The sequence below is a fragment of the Pseudalkalibacillus hwajinpoensis genome, from assembly GCF_039851965.1.
Taxonomy (GTDB): Bacteria; Bacillota; Bacilli; order Bacillales; family Guptibacillaceae; genus Guptibacillus; species Guptibacillus hwajinpoensis_E.
The window spans coordinates 45,159-63,519 of sequence record NZ_CP156675.1; the positions used below are offsets into that span (position 1 = coordinate 45,159).

Here is an 18,361-nt window from a genome sequence, read left to right on the forward strand (position 1 = left end):
TTTCATTGAATAAAAAGAAGGTTGCGATCATTGGTGGTGGACAAGTTGCAGAGAAAAACCATCTTCCGAGTTATAGAGAAAGAGAGGATGTCGAGGTAGTTGCTGTTCTGAATCAAAGTGAATCCAATGCTCGAGCGTTTGCAAAACGCCATACTATTCCACAATCTTATACTGATCTAAAGGAACTGTTAACTGTTGAGAAACCAGATATAGTCAGCGTGTGTACACCAAATAAATATCATTATCAGCATGTAATGGAGGCTCTATACTCTGGCAGTCATGTGTTCTGTGAAAAACCACCAAGTATAGCTGCAGCTGAAGCCAAGGAAATGAATGAGTTAGCTCGATCTAGGGATTTAGTTTTAGGGTATAATTTTCAGCATCGTTTTTCAGAAGAAACTGTCATACTGCGAAACAAAGTACGTGAAGGGGTACTTGGAGAGATTTATCATACCAAGGCTTCAGCATTAAGGAGATCAGGCGTTCCTGGATGGGGGAACTTTATTAACAAAGACCTCCAGGGAGGGGGGCCTTTAATCGATTTAGGAATACATATGCTTGATAGTGCTTTTTTTATTATGGATTTTCCAGAAGTCAAAAAAGTGACGGCCAAAATGTTTCAAAAAATTGGTCCTTATAAATCGGAAGGTTCTTTTGGAAAATGGAACCCTGAAGAATATGAAGTAGAAGATTCACTATTTGGCTTTATTGAACTTACCAATGGGGGATTGATTCAAATAGATACATCCTTTGCCCTCCATATACAGAAAGACAAAAAGATGAATATAGAATTTTGCGGAGATAAAGCTGGTGCTACTTTATATCCTTTAGAAATCTATTCGGATCACAAAGGAAAGCTTGCTCCTTTATATGAACAAAAAGCGATAGATATTAACCCAGAAAAAAGATCGATTCATTCTTTCATTAACAAATGTTTAGGTGAACATGATGAATGGGTTGCGAATGGGGAAGAAGGGTACAAAATTCAAAAGCTGGTGGAGTCATTATACAGATCTGCTGAAATAGGAGAGAGTGTTTATCTATGATCAAACAGTTAAAACTTTCTGAGGATTACTTTGATCTCAAAAAAATAAATAAATATGCGACTCTCATGACTCTGGGGAATGGATATATGGGAGTACGTGGTACGCAAGAGGAAAAATACCCTTCTCAAAAAAGAGGCTTTTATGTTGCGGGCATTTATAATAACGCAAGTATTGATGAACCTGAGGAATTAGTGAACCTTCCTGATGTTATGGGTATCGAAATAGAAGTCGATGGAGAGATGTTCTCCCATATGAGCGGAAAAACGATTTCTTATGATCGCACCCTTCATTTAGATCAAGGAGAAATAACGAAGGATATAGTTTGGGAAAGAGAAGATGGGCTGCGACTCCATTTTTCTTTTCGACGAATGGTAGCAAAACATGATTTGCATGTACTAGCTTCAAAAGTGACCATCATTAGTTTAAATCGAGAAGCAACGATCAAAACACGCACAGGTATAGATGGTCAGCAAACGAACTTTGGCCGTCAACATCTACTCGAAGAGCACCTTCAGGTTCATGAGGAAAAGTATATGCAAGGTATCTATAAAACAACAAATTCCTATCAAACCATTGCATTGTTTACGACATGCAACTATTCAAAAGGCTGTCAGGTCGATTTTTATGCAAAGAATCGCCAAATCCTATCTGAATCCACGACTTTGTTAAAAGAAAAAAAGTCTTTTAGTATTGAAAAACTAAGTGCTATTTATACGAGTATAGATTCAGAGTTAGATCAATTAGGAGATGTAGGATTATCTAAGGTGAAGGAATTATCACAAAAGGGTTATAATCATGTCCTCCATCTTTCGGAAGCTAAGTGGAAAGAATACTGGGAAGATAGTCGGATTGAGATAGGATCTCCTAATTTAATGGATCAACAAGCTATTGATTTTGCCCTCTATCATTTAGAAATTATGGTCCCAAAACACAACAATAACTTAAGTGTAGCTGCAAAAGCTTTAACAGGCGAAGGATACAAGGGACATGTTTTTTGGGATACAGAAGTCTTTATCATGCCTTACTATCTTTATAATGAACCTCACGTCGCTAAACAACTTTTACAATATCGTTATAAACGGTTGCCACAAGCGCTCGAGCGAGCAAAAGAAAATGGGTATGAAGGTGCCCAGTTTCCTTGGGAGAGTGCACGAACTGGCATGGAAGAAACTCCTACTTATGCAGCGATTAATATAAAGACGGGAAAAAGGCAAAAAGTGGCTTCTGCTCTTTCTGAACATCACATTGTGGCCGATATAGCTTATGCAGTCATTCAATATTATAACGTCACGCAAGATCAAGAGTTTATGTTGAATGAAGGCTTGAAAATGTTAAAGGAAACAAGCAAGTTTTGGCTTAGTCGCACATCAGAACGTAATGGTCAATTACATATTTTAAATGTTATTGGCCCTGATGAATATACAGAGTTCGTGGATAACAATGCGTACACGAACTACATGGCTCATTATACAGTGGAAAGAACGCTACATTATATGGAAGTTTTTAATTTTGTGGAGGAAGCATTTCAAACCAAAGCAAAAGAATTTTTAAACCGGTTGTATTTACCAAAAGTAAATTCTAATGATTTGATTCCTCAGGATGATACGTTTCTTCAAAAACCTGTCATTGATTTAAAGAAGTACAAAGCAAAGCAAGGAAGTCAATCTATTTTACTAGATTATTCAAGAGACGAAGTAAACGACATGCAAATATTAAAACAAGCTGATGTGGTGATGTTATTTTATCTCCTCCCCCATTTATTTTCTGAAGAAGTCGTTCAAAAAAACTTCACCTATTACGAAGATAAAACGATTCATGATTCTTCATTGAGTAAAGCCATACATTCTATTTTAGCCATGCGCTTCGAAGAGAAAGATATGGCTTATAAACTCTTTCAAGAAGCGTGTTTGATTGATCTTGGATCAAATCCGCATTCTTCAGATGAAGGGATCCATGCTGCTTCTTTAGGATCAATTTGGCTAGCGGTCTTTAGCTTCTTAAACGTTTCATTTAAAAACGAACGGATATCCATTCAGCCTAAAATCCCAAAGGAATGGACTTATTTTAAATGTCCACTTTATTATAGAGGGCGAAAAATAGTGGTGACTGTGGAAGCCGGGAAATTGTTTATCCAAAAGATTAAGGGAGAAGCTATCTTTATTGAGGTTTCTAGCAAAAGCTATCATTTGATAGATCGTCTTCAAATTGATCTTACTAGTAATCTAGCATTTGAAAGGAAGAGGTTTTAATAGTGAATTCACAAAAAATAGAAGCTGTTGTCTTTGATTTAGATGGAGTCATAACAGATACCGCCCATTACCATTATGTAGCCTGGAAAAGCTTAGCTGCAGAATTAGACATCCCCTTTGATCAAGCGTTCAATGAAAATCTCAAAGGGGTAAGTAGAGTGAAGTCGCTGGAACTAATTCTTGAGCATGGAAATAAGAAAGAGAAGTACACACACTTGGAAATAGAGAAGTTAGCCAACCGAAAAAATGACCTTTATAGACAACTGATTAAGAAGCTCACACCTGACGATATCTTACCAGGAATCATTGAACTCATTGATGATATTAAAAGAGACGGCCTTCCTATAGGGGTGGCATCCGTATCAAAAAATGCGAAAACCGTCTTACATGCACTAGAAATTGATCATTTATTTGATTATTGTGCTGATGCGAGCAAAATTAAACAATCAAAACCGCATCCAGAGATTTTCCTTACCGTATGTGAAGCTCTAGGTGTTAACCCAGCCTATTCAATGGGGATTGAGGATGCAAAAGTAGGAGTTCAGTCAATCAAATTCAGTGAAATGTATGCAGTGGGTGTAGGTAATAGCCTTACGGAAGCGGACTTTATTGTGAATGATACGACAGAGTTAAACTGGAATCAAATGAAGTATTCCTTTTTAAGCCATCAACTACAACATAACCAGTAAACAACTCAAGGAGGGGATTCGAGTGAAGGTTGAACTCATGGAGGAGATTGAAAATCATCTCCAGGGCATTTATGGAGAGGTCGGGTCAGAAGTTCTAAATAAATTCGAACGACTAATTGAACATTGGGTGAAAAAAGAGTGGGCAAAACCCGCCCCTCTCACAGAAGAGAATACTTATCTAATTACTTATGGAGATAGTATTTATGAACCAGGTCAAGACACTCTCCCAACATTACACCACTTCTTAAAAGAAGAGGTTGGCGAAACAATTACTGATGTCCATTTGCTTCCGATGTTTCCTTATACATCTGATGATGGTTTTTCAGTAATGGATTACAGGAACATCCACCCCGATTTGGGAGAATGGGAGGATATTCACCAATTCTCCAAAGATTACCGATTGATGTTTGATTTTGTAGCCAATCATATGTCGCAATCAAGCGAATGGTTCCAAAAGTATCTTGAAAATGATCCTCTTTATAAAAAATTCTTTATTCCGAAGGATGAAGATTTTGATTGGCGTAACGTTGTCAGACCAAGAACATCACCTCTTTACCATGAATATAAAGCTCATGACGAGGTGAAAACCGCTTGGACCACCTTCAGTAAAGATCAAGTGGATCTCAACTTTGAAAATCCTGATGTATTAATTCAAATGACGGAAATTCTTCTTTCATATGCATATCAAGGAGGAACAAGTATCCGATTAGATGCCATCGGCTTTATATGGAAGGAATCAGGGACAATATGCATTCATTTACCTCAAGCACATGCCATTATTCAATTATGGAATACGGTGATAAATGCTTTTCAACCAAATACACAGATTATTACCGAGACCAATGTTCCTCATGAAGAAAACATTAGCTACTTCGGTGATGGAAAAAATGAAGCGAACATGGTTTATCAGTTCACTTTACCACCCTTAGTTCTTTACAGTTTCATGAAGCATGATGCGAAAAAGTTAACGGAATGGGCCAAAACCATTAATAAGGTCTCTGATGAAGCCACTTACTTTAACTTCCTTGCTAGTCATGATGGGATAGGCATGCGACCAACAGAGGGCTTATTAAGTGACAACGAGAAGCAAGAGCTCGTCGATCAGGTTAAAGCAAATGGAGGGGAAGTTTCTTATAAAAGCAACCCGGATGGTAGTCAGTCCGTTTATGAACTGAATATAAATTACTCGGAAGCCTTAAAGAATAAAAATGAAGACATTACTGAAGAAGATGAAGTTCATAAAATGTTAGCTGCTCATTCCATTCTTTTATCGGTGATTGGTGTACCTGCGATTTATTATCACTCCTTGCTTGGATCAAAAAATGATAAGGAAGGGATGGAGAGATCCGGGATTCCCCGCCGAATAAATAGAGAAAAGCTCATGATAGACACTATTCGGGAGGAGCTACATACAAATTCAAGACGTTCCAAAATTTTCAAAGGACTTCAAACAATGATCAAACTCCGTAAAGAGGAAGGCGCGTTTTCTCCTTATGCAAGGCAAGAAGTTATGGACTTGGATTCCCGTCTCTTTGCATTAAAAAGAATACATCCTGATTCATGTGAAGAAGTATTTTTCGTCGTGAATACTTCACGAGAAGAAGTGGAGGTTACTTTACCATTCAGAGGAAAAGATCTATTTCTTAATAAAAAAGTGGAAGGGACAATTCTCCTTCCTTGTTACGGCTATACGTGGATTAAGAAAGAAGAGGGCATTTAGGTTGAAGATAGTTATTGCTCTAAAAATTCATAAAGGATCATTAACCTCTGAGAATACAATGTTCTTATGCGACTCTCACCGTGGATTATAAATGGGCCGTTAATATTTATGATGAACCTAATGGTGCCTATCTTGGAAGAGTGGATCCAGGTGATACCTTTCCGGTTGGGGGCATTCAGAAGGGTGTTATTCGATCGGTGAGGAGCATGGATTTCAGATCAGTACGCCACCATCGAAATGCGAAGCAGACTGGAATCAAGTTAAAGCAATTTATCTTGAAGGAATTGCGACCCGAAATTCTACATTCCAAGATGAAGCACCTACCTGGAAAGAATGGGCTGATAATCAAGGAAAACGATTCAGATAAGGAAGAAGTGTTTGAGACTGATGGGATTTTTGTAGCCATTGGTCACCGTCCAAACAACAGTTTTCTTCATGGAAAAATCCAGACAAATGAAACTGGCTATATTAATGTTAAACCTGGGACAACGAAAACGAGTGTTCAAGGGATATTTGCTTGTGGAGATGTACAGGATCAGCATTACCGTCAAGCGATTACAGCTGCAAGTACAGGATGTATGGCTGCGATGGATTGTGAAAGGTATCTAGAAGGTGATGCTTCAATTGACTGGAGTCAGACTTTATAGGAATCATGGGAATCACGGAGACGGTTCTAGACCAGTGAAAAAGTAGCCCCTTTTCTAAAAATAAGCTTTTTAAGGGGGACTATAATGTCTCGTCGTATAGCAAACGAGGCTTAGAAGCGATTCTAGAGGCTCTTTTTTCTTTTATCATTTTTCCTGGTAAAAAAGTTGGGTTTTTTTACCAGCTTTGAACCGTCCCGATGATTCCCAGAAGTTAGAAAAGCCACCGACCAAAGTCGGTGGCTTTACGTATTAATGACCTGATATCTTCTTTCCAGGTTTATCATATACGGCTAGTTTATCAATGAGTTGAGTACTGTCCTGATTAACGCCAACTAAATGAACGATTTTATTGCTTTGTCTAAATTTCATAATAACTTTATCAATCGCACCTACTGCTGAATCATCCCAGACATGAGCATTTGATAAGTCGATTTCAACTACCTGCATATCCCTCTCTTTAAAGTGGAAGCTGTTTACGAAATCTGTGACAGAGGCAAAGAATAATTGTCCGTGCACCTTATAGACACCCTTTTTATGGTATTCATCAAACTCCGTTTCAATCCTGACTTTAGAGATTTTGGCAGCGAAGAAGATTGCACTTAGGACAACCCCCGCGAGGACACCCTTAGAAAGGTCATGAGTTGAAACAACAGTAATGACCGTAACAACCATCACAGTGGTATCAGATTTAGGCATCTTGTGAAGGTTGGTAAGTGATGACCAATCAAACGTTCCAACCGCAACCATAATCATAACTCCGACAAGAGCCGCCATTGGAATCATGACGAGAAGATCATTCAATACTAGAATAAGAAACATGAGGAAAGCCCCAGCAACTAGAGAGGAAAGTCTTCCGCGTCCGCCGGACTTTACATTAATGACAGATTGTCCAATCATCGCACAACCTGCCATGCCTCCAAAGAATCCAGAAACGACGTTTACTATTCCTTGTCCTTTTGCTTCTTTGTTTTTATTGCTTTCCGTATCCGTCATATCATCTACAATTTGTGCAGTTAAGAAGGACTCTAGTAAACCTACAATCGCTAACGCGAGTGAATAAGGAAATATAATCATTAATGTCTCAAAGTTTAATGGAATGCTTGGTATTAAGAATAATGGCAGCGCCTGTGTTAATTCTCCCATATCTCCAACTGTTCTTACTCCGCTCCCTGTCATTACTGCAATGACTGTAATGACCACGATAGCGATTAATGGAGATGGGATCGCTTTTGAAAAGCGAGGAAGAATGTAAATGATGGCTAGTGCCCCAGCTACCATTGCATACATGCCCCATGACTCTCCAATAAAGTGTGGAAGTTGAGAGGTGAAAATAAGAATACCTAGTGCATTTACGAATCCTACCATTACTGATCGAGGTATAAATTTCATAAACCGAGCAAGTTTAAAGACCCCGAGTAAAAACTGAATTAGACCTGTTAATATAGTGGCAGCTAATAGATACTGCAACCCGTGATCTGCTACGAGGGTTACCATTAATAGTGCCATAGCTCCTGTTGCTCCTGATATCATTCCCGGACGACCACCAACGAATGCAATCACCACTGCGATACAGAAAGTAGCGTATAATCCAACCATTGGATCAACACCAGCGATAATAGAAAAAGCGATGGCTTCTGGAATCAAGGCAAGAGCTACCACCATGCCAGCAAGCGTCTCGTTTTTAACATTGCTAAACCAATTTTCTTTTATTGAATTTAAATTCAATGCTACACCTCTTCCTTTTGTTATTTTATGTTTAGACTTTTAACTCTCATAAAAGTCGAATCCGTTCGTTTACAAAACGAATTGTAGCACAGAAGTTTTGATATTTGAAATGACGATGTAAGCGTGTGTCATAGACCTTTTTTTTTTGTTTTTAGATATATTCTTCGTTTTTCTGGTCAATATGATAAGATTAAATAAAATTAAAAATCATCAATTTAGACAAATATTAGATAAATGTAGTATGTTTATTTATAATAGGATATGTTTTGGTGGTAATTGATAAAATTCACCCCTTTGATAGAGAGAAATAATCACTTGGTGTCAAAACACCATCTTTTGATAAAATCCTCTGTGTCCGTTATTACCCTTCTAAGACTACAAATGACTGTGACAAAGAAAGTCGGTGTCGAATGATGAAGTTGAAATTCAATCAAGCTTATTACGGTTGGCTAATTGTGGCCATTGCGGGGTTAGGAGTCTTTTTTTCTGGACCGGGTCAAACCTATTCTAATGCCCAGTTTATTGATGAATACATAAAGGATTTTGGATGGTCTCGTTCTCAAGTATCAGGAATGTATTCTGTAGCTACTCTTGTGGCTGGTTTAGCAATGATTCATGTTGGGAAACTCATTGACCGTTTTGGACAGCGATTTATGATGGTAACAGTAGGGACGTTATTTGCAACTGCTTGTTTCTTTAATAGTATTGTTTCAAGTATTTGGATGTTAGCTATTGGCTTTTTTCTGATCCGTTTACTTGGTCAAGGGAGCATGACTTTAATCCCGAATACCCTGGTCGCTCAATGGTTCGTGAAAAAGAGAGGTATGGCACTAAGTTTTATGACGCTTGGAAGTTTTATTAGTGCGATGGCATTTCCTATAATAAATACGTGGTTGATTAGTACATGGAGTTGGCAAGTTGCTTGGCGCTTTTGGGGTGTTTTATTACTCATCACTTTTGTGCCAATTGCATTTTTTTATGTGCGAAACACCCCGGAATTAGTCGGTCTTAAGCCAGATGGTGGTGAGTCCAATAAAGTTAAAGAGCTTAAACTAGGAATGGGCGCCACTGTTACAGAAGCAGAGGAAGATTGGACGTTACAAGAAGCGAAGAAGACGAGGGCATTTTGGGCAATCTTATTGTGCGTAGGTATTCCTGCAATGGTGAATACAGGTATTACCTTTCACATTACCTCCATTTTTGGAGCGAATGGTTTATCATATGAAGTTGCCGCGGTAGTGCTTAGTTTAATGGCAGTTATCGGGATTCCAATGTCTCTAATTTCAGGATATTTAACCGAACAAATTAAAACGAATCATTTACTGCTCATTATTTTTGTAATCGAGTTGGTGTTATTAATTCTACTTCTCATTACCCGACAATTTTGGATTGCTGTGATTTTTGGAACATTGTGGGGGATAGCGAATGGATTAGAGCGAATTGTGTTAAACGTTATTTGGCCAATTTATTTTGGTAGAAAACACATTGGAAGTATTAATGGATGGGGGGTTACAATGGGTGTACTGGGTTCGGCTTTTGGTCCTCTTCCATTTGGAATTGGATTCGATCTTTTTCAAAGCTACACCCCTGTATTATTGCTGACTTTGGTCTTCCCATTGATTGGAATAGCAAGTGCTCTTGTAGCAAAAAAACCAGTTAAAATCGTCTCAGTATAGAGTTGGCTAAAAGATCGATTAACCTAATCGATATATCATATATAGAGAAAAAGGCTTGAGAATGTATAAGGAGATTTTAAGCTGAAAAGATGAGTCTTTTTAATAGTCTATTGATCATTCCATCAAGCGAGGAAAATAAATCTGTAACAACCTCCAGGGACTTTAGAAGTTTATATTAAGAATAAATCTCACCTAAATTTTTTATCAAGGGAGTGGAATTTATGATAAACGATACGATCGCCATCATTGCAGACATTCACGGTAACATAGATGCTCTGGAAGCTGCCTTAGAAGACATTGATAAACAACATATTTCTAAGATTTATTGTCTTGGTGATTTAATTGGAATTGGTCCCTTTACCAATGAAGTATTAGCCTGTTTAACAGAACGGAATGATATTTCTTCTATCATAGGTAATCATGAAGAAAGCATTCTAGCATTGAAGAGAGGCGAACCCTATCCTGAAAGAAGTAGAAAAGTAAGGCCACATCACGAATGGATTGCAGAAAATTTGGATTCATATTTTATTCCGTGGTTAGAAAACTTACCAAGAAGAGAGAAAATAATTTGGGGAGGACTAACTTTGCTTCTGCAACATTATCACTTGCGTTCAGATAAAGAGCTTTTATCCATTGCTGAGAATCCATATGAACCAGTTGATTACAATCCTTCCTTGGCGAAAATAGAAGAATTTTATTCTAGAGAAGAAATTGATGCTGATTTAGTGTGCTTTGGGCACCATCACCCTGTTCACCTCTATAAAACGCAAAATCGGATTTATCTAAATCCAGGTGCATTAGGGTGCTACCATAAACCACTTGCTCGATATGCAGTTGTCCATAACTATAATAATGACTTGTCTGTTGCACTAAAGGAAGTTCCTTATAATAACGAAAACTTGTTAAGCGCTTACGAAAAATGGGATGTCCCTAAGAAGGACTATATTCTAAGTACTTTTCACAGTCAGACCCCCTTTTACTAATGGATTTTTATTTGGTTACAATATTAAAAATTTAGAAAGGAAGGGTTCAATGTTTTCAAATGTCCTTGTCGCGATTGATAGTTCAGATCATTCCATAAAAGCGACTCAGGTGGCAATTGAACTAATAAGCCAGTTTCCAGGTGCTAAGCTAACGCTCTTATATGTAACAGAGGGCCGTAATACGGATGACGAGGCTTTAGTACAAGAAAAAATACAGGAGAAAATGACGCTTCTGCTTAGGGAATTAGTAAAGAAAGACGTCAAAATTCCGTTGGAAGTACTACAAGGGTCGCCGGATTCTACGATTGTCGCATACGCAAAGAAACAGAGAGTCGATCTCATTGTAATGGGGAAGAGAGGGTTAAATCCTATTCAAGAGATGTTTCTTGGAAGTGTCAGTTATAAAGTCGTCCAAAAAGCAACTTGCCCTGTCCTTATCATTAAATAGCCTGATGGAATTACTACAAAAGAAAAAGCAGGCGTTGGGAAAAGGATTAAAGAACTTACAAGTGAGCAATTACAAGTGAAAGTAAGAATAGTCTTTAGTCGTGTCCCAAACAAAAAGAACAACTAGGATGAGCCTTACTCTCTTATATTAGGTCATTAACAATGGTCAAGCTTCTCGTGTGGCACCTAAGCATCTGGAGCTACTCTCAACACTAGAGAGGGATCAAAAAAAATGGCTAAAGAAATGAAAGATGCATGAGGTAAATAGCCCTGTTTACGAACCAGTGGGAGCCATTTAAAATTCATGAACAAAACGTGTTTAAGATGAAGGTAAGTCAGAACACAAAAAGGTTCTGTAAAGACAATGCTTTACAGAACTTTATTGTGTTTCTATTGTGTTATTAATACGCGAGAGCAAAGAGCCCTTTGACATGTGACAGGTAACGAACGTTACTCGCCTCTTTCATCATGGATGCTGGCAGTCCTTTTAGAGAAGTTGCATTTTTTCCTATTAAAGCAACCGCATCTTTACGACCAAGACTAGCTAGTGTTCCGGAATTAATTGGAGTAAAATCTTTAAAATCCTTATCTTGCAGATAAGCATATAAGTTATACCCGATCAATTCTCCCATCTGCCAGGCTATTTGAGCAGTTGGTGGTTGAGGGCGTTCTTCACCAGGCTTGAAGTACACCGCACTATCACCAGCAATAAATACATCATCATGAGAAGTAGATTGAAGGTAGTTGTTGACAGTTGCACGTCCGCGATTCACTTCTAGGCCAGATTCTCCAACCAATGGATTGCCTTGCACTCCACCTGTCCAAACAAATGTGTTAGTCGTAATTTGTTGTCCATCCTTTAATTCAACTACATTTCCTTCGACATTGGTTATTGGAAGATTAATTAAGAACTGAACGCCACGCCCTTCTAAACTCTTAGTAGCACGCTGAATTAATTCATCAGGAAGCATTGGTAGAATCTTAGGCATTGCTTCAACAAGCATAAGTTTGATTTTAGCCTGATCGACTCCATATTTATCCGTGAGATTCGGTATTTCATCAGCAAGTTCACCAACAAGTTCTACCCCAGTCAGTCCACCGCCACCGATTACAATGGTAGCATCAGCTTCATTTTTGGTTTTCGAATAGCTGTGAATACATTTTTCGACGTGAGTGCGAATGCGGTTAGCATCTTCAGCTGACTTTAATACCATGCTGTTCTCTTCAAGCCCGGGGATACCAAAGTAAGCTGTTTTACTGCCCAACCCTACTACAAGGGCATTATAGGAAAGCTCTGAACCATCGGAAAGTTTTACTTCTTTTTTATCAACGGAAAATGAAGCTACCGTTCCAATCTTTAGATTGATATCCTTTCCCTTCAATAACTTTTCTAAAGGTAGTGCTGCAGCTCGTTCAGAAATATTTCCAGCTGCCAGACGGTGTAATTCTGTAATAATTTGGTGTGTTGGTGTTTTGTTGATCAAGGTAACAGTTGCTTCTGATTCACTTAAGTATTGACGTACGGATAAAGCAGATAGAAGCCCGCCATAACCTGCGCCCAAAATGACTATTTGTTTTGACATAATTGTTCCTCCATTTCTTCGTAACTACTCGTAACTATTAGTTATTGTTATTATTTCGTTCTGCTGAAACGTTAAGATAGGCGTTAACAAATCGGAAGAGCTTCTGAGCTTGTGGGTCTTTTAGCATTTTTAAAAGGCCGAAAATGCCGATTACTTCAGAACTTTTTTCTGCCTGGTCTTTCGACTCAATTACAGTTGCTGCTACACCTTTAACGGAAGATTTCATAGGTCCCACTATTTCGGTGAGAAATTCAGAAGTATCACTCTTAAGAATGTCATCTGTAGCCAGTGACTGAACCGTATCATATGATTTTGAAAGGATGTTTACTAACTCGGTTAATTTAGGTAGCTCTTTAATGAGGGTGGTCAATGACTCTTGTACCTGCGGATCTAATAGCTGATCTAGTAATTCACGTTCATCTGGCGTGACACCTTGTTGTTCGTTTTTTTCTGTTGTTAATGGTTCTGACATAACCAATTCTCCTTTTTTTTTGCGAATTCTTTTAATTAATTTATAGTAAGGTAAAATCCCGTTAAGGTGTTTAAGCAGCAAATAAATTCATGTTAACATTCAATTTTAATGTCTGTTTTTCTAAAATCTTTTATACCTACTATAATAGAGTAGAATACAATGATATAAATTTCAATACATAACTCTAAACTTAAGCGGTTACAAATATTCTTTTTATAAATACTAGGAAATGTGGGGGTTTTGGGGAAGGGGTGGAGGGAAATGAATATTCGTAATTAAAGTTCGAATGAAATCAGGATATAAAGTGAAACTTCCATGTAAGTTGACTCCTACCGCATAGCAAATTTTACAGTAGAGAATTAGTTGCTGTTGACCAACGTCGTTCATTAACAGGTCTTTATAGAATAACAATCTCAACAGTGAATAACACGATTTGATATAATTTAGTTAAAATTAATTTAAATAAATATAAAATACTACAAATAAGGCAATTAATTTGATAAAATTTCATTTATAAAGAGATACACCCCTTCTGTCTCTTTATACAATGAAAGACTGCAAACATTCTTATACTCTTTTAACTTGGTCTCTCTTTTGAGACCATGCTTTTTTGAATATAATGGACGGTTTATGTCCCGACAGGACGTTTTTAGCCCATTAAACCATGAAAGATGTTTGGTTTCTACATAAAAGACTTTAATCAGGTGCAAAGGAGTAGAATAATGAAAAGAATAGGTGTCTTAACAAGTGGCGGTGATGCCCCTGGTATGAATGCTGCAATTCGAGCCGTGGTGAGAAAATGTATTTATCATGATATTCAACCATATGGAATCTCCTGTGGATACTCGGGTTTAATTGACGGAGATATTAATGAAATGAATGTCGGAGATGTGGGTGATATTATCCATAAAGGTGGAACAATTCTTCATACCGCACGTAGTGAAGAATTTAAGACACCAGAAGGTCAAAAGAAAGCTCTCTTTCAAATTTATCGACATCAACTTGATGCACTTATTGTAATAGGGGGTGATGGTACTTACTGTGGAGCTCAGGCATTGATTAATCAAGGGGTTCCTATCATGGGTATACCAGCTACAATTGATAATGACGTAGCATATACAGACTTTACTATTGGATTTGATACAGCTTTAAATACCATAGTGCAAAGTATTGATCAGATTAGAGATACAGCTACTTCTCATGAAAGAACGTATTTAATAGAGGTGATGGGAAGGGATTCAGGGGCGCTTGCTTTACGGGCAGGTTTAGCTGTAGGAGCTGAATCAATTTTGATTCCAGAATCTAGAATGAGTATGGTAGAACTAATAGATCGAATTAAAAGTGGAATAAGTCGAGGGAAGAAACATGCTCTCATTGTTGTTGCTGAAGGGGCAGGTAGTGTGGTTGATTTAGCTAAAGTAATAAATACAGAAGCGAATCTTGAAACGAGAGTGACTATTCTTGGTCACACACAGCGTGGTGGGTCCCCAACTGCCTTTGACCGTGTTCTGGCAAGTCGATTAGGTGGCTATTCAATCGAGCTACTTTTAAATGGAATAATGAATAAAGCTGTTGGTATGCGAGAAAATCGATTGATTCATTACGATTTTTCTCAAGAGGATGACAATAGTATGGAGATAGAGAAGCTCTATTCTCTATCTAAAGAAGTATCAAATTAGATGGACCTAGTTATGGACTTTTTCTTTAATCTTCAGAACTAGTATGTCATAACATATTTCTGAAAGTAGATTTGCTTTAAAAGTTTTAGTAGCAAGAATCCATTATAAGAAAAGCTTCAGATTCTGATCTGTAGCTTTTCTTTTCACTGACCTGGTAATTTATTCCTGGCTTATCATTTACAGTAAGTAACCTCTCGATAGGTCGTGAGTTGTGACAACTGTGATGATAAAGACCATCACGACGGTATCCGATTTAGGCATCTTATAAAGATGGTAAGGGAAGACCAATCAAATGTACCAATAACTAACATTAATATGGCGCCGTCAAGAGCAAATGATCGCTATGCACTTGTAACAAAAAATCAGTTAGAACTGCATCAGTCTAGATTAAACGAAGCAATGATGTGGAAAGAACTTTGTAAAAGCTTTACAGAGGAGAGGAATCTAATGAGAAAAGAAGTAAACCGTGTATGTATTGAAGCCGTAAAAGGAGACATTTCAATTCAAGGTGATATCGAAGCTGTTGTAAATGCAGCGAATGCTGAGCTGTTGCCAGGAGGAGTAGCGGGTGCCCTGCATAAAGCGGCTGGAACAGAATTAGCTGAGGCAGGAGCACCCTATGCTCCTATTTCACCTAGCGAAGCGGTGCTTACAAAAGCTTTTGAACTCCCCAATGATTATGTCATTCATTGCCTGGGACCTGTGTATGGGCTAGACCGACCTGAGAAGAAATTGCTGAGAAATAGTTACATTAATGCATACAAATAGCAGAAGAGAAAGGTATAAAAAGCATTGCCTTTCCTTCCATTTCTACTGGTGCTTTTGGCTATCCCATTGAAGAAGCAGCCCATATCGGGATATCGACAGTAATGGACTTACTAGACGAGCTTCGATCTATTAACCATATTCGATTTGTGTTGTATAGCGAGCAAGACTTGAGGAAATATTTGGCTATTCTAGGTTAAAGAAAGGAGTCCTTTATAACAAGGGCACTCCAAGAACGGACCTATCTTAATCCAGGTTTATTAGGATGTTCCTATAAACTACATGACTTGTATAGACGTGAATTTGACCAGTGGCAGGATCAAAACGCCACTTCTCAACCACTTTGCGCTTCTTCTTTAATAGAAATGCCGGTGTTATCCATCTGGATATAGTCAATTAAAAAAGAGGATGGATCTGTAGCCAATAGAACCAGTCGGTGGAGTGGTCTGGTCATAGCTACATATAAAAGCTTGATGTCAATTTCCTCTAATTTGTAGAATTCTGTTAGATTTACAAGAACCACACCATCAAACTCTAACCCCTTTGCCAGTGCCGCTGGAACAATAACCAAATCATTCCCCTGGATTTCTACATCTTCTGAAAGAAGTAGGAGATCAAGTCCAAATTTTTTATTGAGTAGTTTTTGAATCTGCTTACATTCGCTTTCTGTTCTCCCAACAATCGCAAAAGTTTTCAATCCTTCTTCTTTCATCGTTTTTATTTCCCTATAGACTTTATCCGCCATATCTTGCGTTGAAGAAAAAGTTGAGAATATAGGCTGCTTTCCGTGTCGTACGACTGGCTCTGCCTTTATATCATCGGGAAGTTGAATGAGTGAAAGAATTTGATTAGCAAGATGCATAATTTCGACCGTTGTACGATAGCTTTTATTTAATGTTAAATAGTTTGCCTGTGGGAAAATAGGATCAATAATTTCTCTCCAATCCTGAATGCCTCGATAAGAATGAATACCCTGTCCTAAATCACCTAAAATAGTAAATAAATTTGTGTTTAGTACAGTTTTAAGGGAATAGATCTGAAATGGACTGTAGTCCTGTGCTTCGTCAATCACGACATTTTTAATATCGTTTTTGGTCTTGAGGCCAAATAAACGGTGTTGCAAATAGAGTAATGGAGCTAAATCTTCTACCTCGATCTTATTTTTGTTCAATAATTCAAGTGATTTGTTCATTAGAAATGTTAATATATCCCAAGGAATAGGATTTTCTGTTAATGAGTCGATAAGATCGGAATCAGCAAGAAGATCTTTATAATAATCTAATACAGTTTTTTTATCAAAATAAGACATATAAGACTTAACTGCTGTTCGTGATTTCTTTATGATCATTTGTTTTTGTACTTCTTGCCGATCCATCAATTTAGTAACTCTACGTCTTCGCTTTTCTTTATCTTTTAGATTATAGATGGCATCTTGTATTTTTTCTTCATATGTTTCATCAATTCTTTGAAGAATCGTTTTCTTCTTTGCCTTTAATTGATTTTGTAGCACTCGTTTAATTTTTTCTAGACGCTGATGGAAGGGGAGATACGTATATTCTTTCTGAAACAGTCGTTTTATTTTGTTCGCTCGATATAAAGTAAAACGATCGACTTTAAAATCCATTTCAGGGATGAATTCGGTTTCAAGCTTATCGACGTATGATGCAACGATCTTTTGAAATTGAAGCGAACCTTTTATCCTCGATGCCCACGTAATGTTTTCTGTTTCCGTGTCATTCTCTACCAATATATGGGAAAGTTTAGTGTCAGGGACCAATTTCAACGATGGGCCAATTTCTTTAAGAACATAATCGGTAAAAGTGATTTGAGTAACGCGGTCTACACCAAGTTCTGGAAGGACGTCAGAAATATAATCAATGAATAATCGACTGGGGGCAAGGATCATTAAATTCTCCGGAGAGAACGTCTTAGCAAACGTGTAAATAAAAAAAGATACCCGGTGTAGAGCGATTGTTGTTTTCCCACTCCCGGCTACTCCTTGTACAATCAATGGTTTTTGCATATCTGCTCGAATCACTTTATTCTGCTCAGCTTGTATTGTAGAGACGATTTCCGTTAGGCGATTAGTCGAACTACCAGCTAATGAATTCTGAAGTAAATCGTCTCGTGTTGTTAAATCGACGTCTCGATAATCAAGTAATTCACCTTTATCTATCGTATATTGTCGCTTGAGGGAGAGGTAACCATGAATGGTATCACCCTGGGATTCATATGAAACTTCTCCCAGTCTGCCTTCATAATAGAGATTTGCAATCGGAGATCGCCAATCGATAATCAAGGGTTCGTGACTATCTTTTCGGAAAAGGGAAGTTTTTCCTATATAAAACGATTCACTTTTCTTTGCCTGTTCTCTCATGAAATTCATCCTGGCGAAGTATGGTTTTGACTCAATTGCTTTTAATTGTCTGAGTTCATCATTGTTCATTTCTAAAAAATTCGTGTTCGTTAATACGTTAATGTAGCTTAAACTGCTATCGACCCAATCTAAATCCTCCATCGCTTCCTGGATGTTTGCTTTGTAGGTTTGTTCGTTTTGTTCTACTGCTTCTAATATCTTATGAATATACAGTCTGGTGTAAATCAGTCGTTCTTTCTCGAATTGGTATTCTGATTTTTTTTCAGGGTTCATACCTTGTCACCTCTTATAGATTTCGAATAT

General features: G+C 37.8%; 12 protein-coding genes and 2 pseudogenes. 10 read left to right on the top strand and 4 right to left on the bottom strand.

Features of this window, described 5'->3' with window-relative positions; all coding sequences use genetic code 11:
• The first annotated feature begins 5 nt into the window (after window positions 1-5).
• The 5 genes and pseudogenes from ABFG93_RS21370 to ABFG93_RS21390 form a co-directional block, all read left to right on the top strand.
• On the top strand, window positions 6-1,046 hold the full coding sequence (locus ABFG93_RS21370; protein WP_347553128.1) for a Gfo/Idh/MocA family protein: 1,041 nt from the start codon (window positions 6-8) through the stop codon (window positions 1,044-1,046).
• Window positions 1,043-3,295 carry a glycoside hydrolase family 65 protein gene (locus ABFG93_RS21375; RefSeq protein ID WP_347553129.1) on the top strand — a complete coding sequence of 751 codons (2,253 nt, stop codon included), beginning with the start codon at window positions 1,043-1,045 and terminating at the stop codon, window positions 3,293-3,295. Before ABFG93_RS21370 ends, ABFG93_RS21375 begins: the two co-directional genes overlap by 4 nt.
• Window positions 3,296-3,297: 2 nt before the next feature.
• Window positions 3,298-3,984, top strand: coding sequence for a beta-phosphoglucomutase (gene pgmB / locus ABFG93_RS21380; protein ID WP_347553130.1), 687 nt, complete (start codon window positions 3,298-3,300; stop codon window positions 3,982-3,984).
• Window positions 3,985-4,006: 22 nt separating this feature from the next.
• Window positions 4,007-5,704 carry a sugar phosphorylase gene (locus ABFG93_RS21385; RefSeq protein ID WP_347553131.1) on the top strand — a complete coding sequence of 566 codons (1,698 nt, stop codon included), beginning with the start codon at window positions 4,007-4,009 and terminating at the stop codon, window positions 5,702-5,704.
• A 326-nt stretch (window positions 5,705-6,030) separates the two neighbouring features.
• A pseudogene (locus ABFG93_RS21390) lies at window positions 6,031-6,351 on the top strand (NAD(P)/FAD-dependent oxidoreductase); the annotation flags it as partial.
• 249 nt (window positions 6,352-6,600) lie between these two features.
• On the opposite strand, the gene ABFG93_RS21395 reads toward ABFG93_RS21390, so the two are convergent.
• Entirely contained in the window at window positions 6,601-8,076 is a 1,476-nt protein-coding gene (locus tag ABFG93_RS21395) for a SulP family inorganic anion transporter (protein WP_347553132.1), read from the bottom strand.
• 410 nt (window positions 8,077-8,486) lie between these two features.
• Here ABFG93_RS21395 and ABFG93_RS21400 point away from each other — a divergent pair, with 410 nt between their 5' ends.
• The 3 genes from ABFG93_RS21400 to ABFG93_RS21410 all read left to right on the top strand — a co-directional run bounded on the left by ABFG93_RS21400 (window position 8,487) and on the right by ABFG93_RS21410 (window position 11,183).
• A complete protein-coding gene (locus ABFG93_RS21400) occupies window positions 8,487-9,752 on the top strand; it encodes an MFS transporter (RefSeq protein ID WP_347553133.1) in 1,266 nt (421 codons plus the stop codon).
• Window positions 9,753-9,973: 221 nt separating this feature from the next.
• Window positions 9,974-10,735, top strand: coding sequence for a metallophosphoesterase family protein (locus tag ABFG93_RS21405; protein WP_347553134.1), 762 nt, complete (start codon window positions 9,974-9,976; stop codon window positions 10,733-10,735).
• 49 nt (window positions 10,736-10,784) lie between these two features.
• Window positions 10,785-11,183 (top strand): universal stress protein, encoded by a 399-nt coding sequence (locus ABFG93_RS21410; RefSeq protein ID WP_347553135.1) that lies wholly within the window; start codon window positions 10,785-10,787, stop codon window positions 11,181-11,183.
• 400 nt (window positions 11,184-11,583) lie between these two features.
• Here ABFG93_RS21410 and ABFG93_RS21415 read toward each other — a convergent pair whose 3' ends face one another.
• Both ABFG93_RS21415 and ABFG93_RS21420 read right to left on the bottom strand, forming a co-directional pair.
• Complete coding sequence (locus ABFG93_RS21415; protein WP_347553136.1) at window positions 11,584-12,765, bottom strand: NAD(P)/FAD-dependent oxidoreductase; 1,182 nt, start codon at window positions 12,763-12,765, stop codon at window positions 11,584-11,586.
• 37 nt (window positions 12,766-12,802) lie between these two features.
• On the bottom strand, window positions 12,803-13,237 hold the full coding sequence (locus ABFG93_RS21420; protein ID WP_347553137.1) for a DUF1641 domain-containing protein: 435 nt from the start codon (window positions 13,235-13,237) through the stop codon (window positions 12,803-12,805).
• A 722-nt stretch (window positions 13,238-13,959) separates the two neighbouring features.
• Between ABFG93_RS21420 and pfkA the strand changes: the two genes are divergently transcribed.
• Together pfkA and ABFG93_RS21430 are read left to right on the top strand one after the other, a co-directional pair.
• The gene (gene pfkA / locus ABFG93_RS21425) at window positions 13,960-14,916 is read left to right on the top strand and encodes a 6-phosphofructokinase (protein WP_347553138.1); all 957 of its coding nucleotides are present in this window, start codon (window positions 13,960-13,962) and stop codon (window positions 14,914-14,916) included.
• A 447-nt stretch (window positions 14,917-15,363) separates the two neighbouring features.
• A pseudogene (locus ABFG93_RS21430) lies at window positions 15,364-15,881 on the top strand (macro domain-containing protein).
• Between the two features lie 134 nt (window positions 15,882-16,015).
• On the opposite strand, the gene helD reads toward ABFG93_RS21430, so the two are convergent.
• Window positions 16,016-18,331, bottom strand: coding sequence for an RNA polymerase recycling motor HelD (gene helD, locus ABFG93_RS21435; RefSeq protein WP_347553139.1), 2,316 nt, complete (start codon window positions 18,329-18,331; stop codon window positions 16,016-16,018).
• Between the last annotated feature and the right edge of the window lie 30 nt (window positions 18,332-18,361).

Excerpts from the sequence above, each read along its gene's own strand:
- ABFG93_RS21375 (WP_347553129.1), top strand. The coding sequence starts at position 1,043 with ATGATCAAACAGTTAAAACTTTCTGAGGATTACTTTGATCTCAAAAAA.
- ABFG93_RS21400 (WP_347553133.1), top strand. The coding sequence starts at position 8,487 with ATGATGAAGTTGAAATTCAATCAAGCTTATTACGGTTGGCTAATTGTG.
- ABFG93_RS21405 (WP_347553134.1), top strand. The coding sequence starts at position 9,974 with ATGATAAACGATACGATCGCCATCATTGCAGACATTCACGGTAACATA.
- ABFG93_RS21410 (WP_347553135.1), top strand. The coding sequence starts at position 10,785 with ATGTTTTCAAATGTCCTTGTCGCGATTGATAGTTCAGATCATTCCATA.
- ABFG93_RS21415 (WP_347553136.1), bottom strand. The coding sequence starts at position 12,765 with ATGTCAAAACAAATAGTCATTTTGGGCGCAGGTTATGGCGGGCTTCTA.
- ABFG93_RS21420 (WP_347553137.1), bottom strand. The coding sequence starts at position 13,237 with ATGTCAGAACCATTAACAACAGAAAAAAACGAACAACAAGGTGTCACG.
- pfkA (WP_347553138.1), top strand. The coding sequence starts at position 13,960 with ATGAAAAGAATAGGTGTCTTAACAAGTGGCGGTGATGCCCCTGGTATG.
- helD (WP_347553139.1), bottom strand. The coding sequence starts at position 18,331 with ATGAACCCTGAAAAAAAATCAGAATACCAATTCGAGAAAGAACGACTG.